The 4739-nt window shown below is 44.9% G+C and carries 5 protein-coding genes; all 5 read right to left on the bottom strand.

The annotated features are described in order from the left end of the window. Positions 1–274: 274 nt before the first annotated feature. A complete protein-coding gene (xerA, locus tag B4033_RS04880; protein WP_286832469.1) occupies positions 275–1207 on the bottom strand; it encodes a site-specific tyrosine recombinase/integron integrase in 933 nt (310 codons plus the stop codon). Positions 1208–1316: 109 nt separating this feature from the next. Next, on the bottom strand, positions 1317–2162 hold the full coding sequence (gene dapF / locus B4033_RS04875; RefSeq protein ID WP_008302374.1) for a diaminopimelate epimerase: 846 nt from the start codon (positions 2160–2162) through the stop codon (positions 1317–1319). 12 nt (positions 2163–2174) lie between these two features. Further along, entirely contained in the window at positions 2175–3419 is a 1245-nt protein-coding gene (gene lysA / locus B4033_RS04870) for a diaminopimelate decarboxylase (RefSeq protein ID WP_286832467.1), read from the bottom strand. 24 nt (positions 3420–3443) lie between these two features. Beyond that, on the bottom strand, positions 3444–3677 hold the full coding sequence (gene lptM, locus B4033_RS04865; protein WP_026056785.1) for an LPS translocon maturation chaperone LptM: 234 nt from the start codon (positions 3675–3677) through the stop codon (positions 3444–3446). Between the two features lie 132 nt (positions 3678–3809). Then, positions 3810–4739, bottom strand: a 930-nt coding sequence (locus B4033_RS04860) for an amino acid permease (RefSeq protein WP_286832465.1), incomplete at its 5' end; no start/stop codon positions are given.

Genomic DNA, 4739 nt, shown 5'->3' with positions numbered 1-4739 from the left:
CCTGCAAAAATTTCTTTTTGTGCTTCGCTTAACCGATCATATTTTTGTTGTATATCTACAATAATTTCTGTGCCCATATACTTCCAGTCCTGTCAGGCTGAATTCTTTTCAGCCATACCCTGTTTTTCAGCTTAAATTCTGTTCTTTTGTTATACCTGAATTTTAGCTTTTCGCGAATAAGACCATGGTGAAATAATCTGCATGGTCATTCAATTTCTATCAGCATAAATATTCTTTATGAAATTTTTATGCCAACTTATATTTTTAATAATGATTATTTAAGATTTTCAGGTTTATGTTGTGCCCGTGGATGCGCCTGATCATAAATCTGCGCCAGATGATCAAAATCGACATGCGTATAAATTTGGGTTGTAGTCAGATTACTATGTCCCAGCATTTCCTGCACGACTCGTAAGTCCCGGCTATTGGATAACATGTGACTCGCAAAACAATGTCTTAACAAATGCGGATGCAGATCCACATTGACGCCTGCACGCTGCGCCTGAAGCTTGACCCGATTTTCAATCTGCCTTGCCCCCAACGGATTACCCTTCTGAGTGATAAAGACATGTGCTTCTGGCACAAAATCACCATGCCATAGAGGATAAATCTGTAACCACGCCATGACACTGTCTTTGGCTTTGGAACCAAATGGCACAATACGGGTTTTATTCCCCTTACCCGTAATGCGAAGCAGCTGACGGTTGAAGTCAATATCTTTAATTCTGAGGCCTTGTATTTCAGCCAGACGTAGCCCACTGGAATAAAGCAGTTCCAGAATTGTCTTATCGCGTTTCCACATCTGCTGCTGCACCTCACCTTCAGGTTCAGGCTGATCCAGAATCTGATGAATGGTTTCAATATCAACCATACCGGGCAAAGGTCTGGATTGTCTTTTCAGCTGAAAATCATCTGCCGGATTAAAACTGACATGCTGTGCCTGTTCAGCCCATTTCATAAACTGGCGAATTGCTGAAAGTAGCCGCTGCAGACTGCTGGAACTTAGGCCCTGTTGTTCAACTTTTTCCGCCATAAACTGGCGTAAATCTGTTGATTCAATATCTCCGAGTGCTAAAGCATGACGCTGACAAAAATTCAGAAAGTCGGAAACATCACGCTCATAGGCCTGCAAAGTATGTTTGGACTGGTTCTGGATTTCACGTTCTTTGAGCCATATGGATAACAATTGCTGTGGATCAAGCTGCATTCTATCCTCCTTGGCTGTTTGAGCCTGACAAACATCAGTCTATCAAATAATGCAAAAATAATTTATTCGGCCTATATAAAAAAGCCCTGACTCTTCAGGGCTTTTTAAATTAAGCTTGGAAATAACGTAAGTCTAAGCGACCTTCATAAACAGTTGCGGTTGGACCAGTCATCCAGACTACATCCCCCTCGACCCATTCAATCTGCAACTTGCCGCCCGCCAGTTCAATCTCGACATTGTTGGCAAGTAGGCCACGGCGCATACCAGATACTGCGGCTGCACAAGCACCCGTACCGCATGCCAGTGTTTCACCTACACCACGCTCATACACGCGTAAACGTGCATGCTTCTCATCAATGATCTGCATAAAGCCTGCATTGACGCGTGCCGGAAAACGCGCATGCGATTCTACCTGTGGACCAATACGAGCTACATCTGCATTAATCACATCCGGTACGACTGTTACCGCATGAGGATTACCCATGTTCACTACATCAATCGTGAGTTTTTCACCCTCTGCCAGATCGATGTCATACAGATTATCCGGTTCATCGGCCAGGAATGGAATTTCTTGAGGCAAGAATTTTGGATAGCCCATATTGACGCGCACCCAACCATTGGCGCCCAATTCAGGTTCCACAATGCCAGATTTGGTCTGTACTTTGATTTTAGTTTTCGTCGTCAGCTGACGCTCATGCACAAAACGGGCAAAACAGCGCACGCCATTGCCGCATTGTTCTACTTCAGAACCATCGGCATTGAAAATACGGTATTTAAAATCAGCACTCGCTACATCAGGTGGTTCTACAATCAGTAACTGATCAAATCCAATGCCAAAATTGCGATTTGCCAGACGCTGAATAGTCAGGGTATCCAGATAAGCACGCTGGCTGATCAGGTCAACCACCATAAAGTCATTGCCCAGACCATGCATCTTGGTAAATTCAAGTAACATTATTCTGTCTCCTTAAGGCAATAAACGCTCACGTTCCCACAATGATTCAATCGTTTCGCGTTCGCGAATCAGATGTCCTTGACCACCATCAACCATCACTTCAGCAGCACGGCCACGGCTATTGTAATTCGAGCTCATCACAAAACCATAAGCACCAGCACCGAGTACTGCCAGCACATCATTTTCCTTGATCGCAAGCTCACGCTCTTTACCGAGGAAATCGCCAGTTTCACAGATTGCACCCACCACATCCCATTCTTTCGTCTCGACATCATTACGCGGTGTCACAGACTGAATGTCCATCCATGCTTCGTATAAAGCTGGGCGAATCAGGTCATTCATTGCCGCATCAATAATTGCAAAATTACGGTGATTGGTCGGTTTGAGCAGATCCACTTTGGTCAGTAGTACGCCTGCATTGGCAGAAATACTACGGCCCGGTTCCATATAGACTTTCAGGCCCAGCTTTTCTAAAGCCGGACGCAACGCATTGGCATATTCTTGAACAGATGGCGGTGTCTCATCTTTATAAGTCACCCCTAAACCACCACCGATATCGATATGTTTGAGGTGAATGCCCATCTCTTTTAACTGGTCAATCATCACGATGACACGATCCAGCGCATCTACAAAAGGCTGGGTTTCAGTCAACTGTGAACCGATATGGCAGTCAATTCCAACGACATCCAAGTTGGCTAAAGATGCTGCATACTGATAAGTTTCAAATACGCTATCCGATGGAATGCCGAATTTATTTTCTTTCAGACCCGTTGAAATGTAGGGATGAGTTTTCGCATCTACATCTGGATTCACACGCAGTGAGATCGGCGCTTTTAAACCCAGTTCTGCCGCAACTTTCTGAATACGATCCAGCTCGGCATAAGATTCTACGTTAAAGCAGGCAATACCAACTTCTAGCGCTTTCTTGATGTCCGCTTCTGATTTACCTAGACCCGAAAATACGATTTTAGAAGGTTCACCACCCGCTTTCAGTACACGTGCCAGCTCTCCGCCCGTGACGATGTCAAAACCTGCCCCTTGTTTTGCCAATACATTTAATACCGCAAGATTGGAGTTTGACTTCACGGCAAAACAGATTTGGTGATCAATAAAGTCAAATGCACGGTCCATGTCCAGATAATGCTTTTCAAAAGTCGCCTTTGAATAAACATAGAGTGGTGTGCCAAATTGCTCTGCCAGCTGTTGCAGTGAACATTGCTCGGCATGCAATACCCCATTAATACGGGTGAAACTCATGAAGGTATCCTTTCTTTGAAAGCGTTAAGGTGTAATGGTTGAATCTGATGTTTCGGGCGCAGCAAACTGTTGTTGCACAGGGGCATCTCGTTCTTCATCGGAAGTTTTAGACTCAGCTTCGGTATTTTTATAGAGCAGATACTTGGCACGCTTGTCGTAATCCGGATCATTTGGCAAGTGCAAGGCACCTGACTGACCACAACCTGCAAGAGCAAGACCTGCTGCTAAGATACTGATGTAGCAAATGACTTGGCGCATCTGACCACCTAATTGAATAGTTTCGATGAAGTATAACGCGATCATTCGCCATGACCAAAGCGTTAAACGCTAGAGAGTATCTTTAGACAAAAAAAAACGCCAGCAGATCGCTGACGTTTTTATTGATATGGATTATTTATGTTTCTGTTTATAGAAGCCTAAATAGCCCAAAATCAGTAGAACAAACCAGATCGGACTGACCATCAAGGCACGGCGAGTATCATCTTCTAATGCCAGCACACCAATCATGCCGACAAAGAAAATAATCACGATCCAGCAAGTCACCAAGCCACCTGGTAGCTTGAATACTGACTTGGCATGTAGCTCTGGACGGGTACGGTAATAAATCATGTAACTCCAGATAATCATCAGCCATACACAGATAAACAGGATGGTTGATAATGTCGTTGCCAATGTAAAGGCTTCAACAGTATTCGGTACAAAATACTGTAACGCCGCACCCAATAATAAGCAGACTGCAGAGAAATACAGGGCATTGGCAGGTACAGCACGAGGGTTCAAACGACCGAAAGCTTTCGGTGCCTGTTCTTCACGCGACAGACCGAACAGCATACGGCTGGTCGAAAACACACCGCTGTTCATCGAAGACATTACGGATGACAGCACCACCAGATTCATGATGATCGCAGCAGCTGCAATACCGGCTTGGCTAAACAGATTCACAAATGGAGAAACACTTGGATTAATCTGATCCCATGGCGTCACAGACATTACAATGACTAGAGCAAGTACATAGAAAATAATGATACGGATCGGAATCGAGTTCACCGCTTTTGGCAGGTTACGCTCCGGGTCTTTGGTTTCCGCAGCCGTGGTGCCTACAAGCTCAACACCCACAAAGGCGAAAATTGCAATCTGGAAACCAGCCAGGAAGCCCATAGCACCCGTCGGGAACAAACCACCATGATCCCAAATGTGCGCAAAGGATGCAACCGTACCGGCATCATTGGTAAAGCCGGTGAAAATCATCCACAGACCAACCGCAATCAGTACTACAATCGCAATAATTTTGATCAGGGCGAACCAGAATTCCATTTCACC

It is taken from the genome of Acinetobacter sp. UBA3132 (assembly GCF_002364825.1).
Classification (GTDB): Bacteria; Pseudomonadota; Gammaproteobacteria; order Pseudomonadales; family Moraxellaceae; genus Acinetobacter; species Acinetobacter schindleri.
Note: the sequence above shows the minus strand (reverse complement) of the source record. Positions and strands in the feature narration are given on the sequence as shown.

Coding starts and splice junctions, on each gene's coding strand:
- lptM (WP_026056785.1), bottom strand. CDS start 3,677: ATGCGCCAAGTCATTTGCTACATCAGTATCTTAGCAGCAGGTCTTGCT.
- lysA (WP_286832467.1), bottom strand. CDS start 3,419: ATGAGTTTCACCCGTATTAATGGGGTATTGCATGCCGAGCAATGTTCA.
- xerA (WP_286832469.1), bottom strand. CDS start 1,207: ATGCAGCTTGATCCACAGCAATTGTTATCCATATGGCTCAAAGAACGT.
- dapF (WP_008302374.1), bottom strand. CDS start 2,162: ATGTTACTTGAATTTACCAAGATGCATGGTCTGGGCAATGACTTTATG.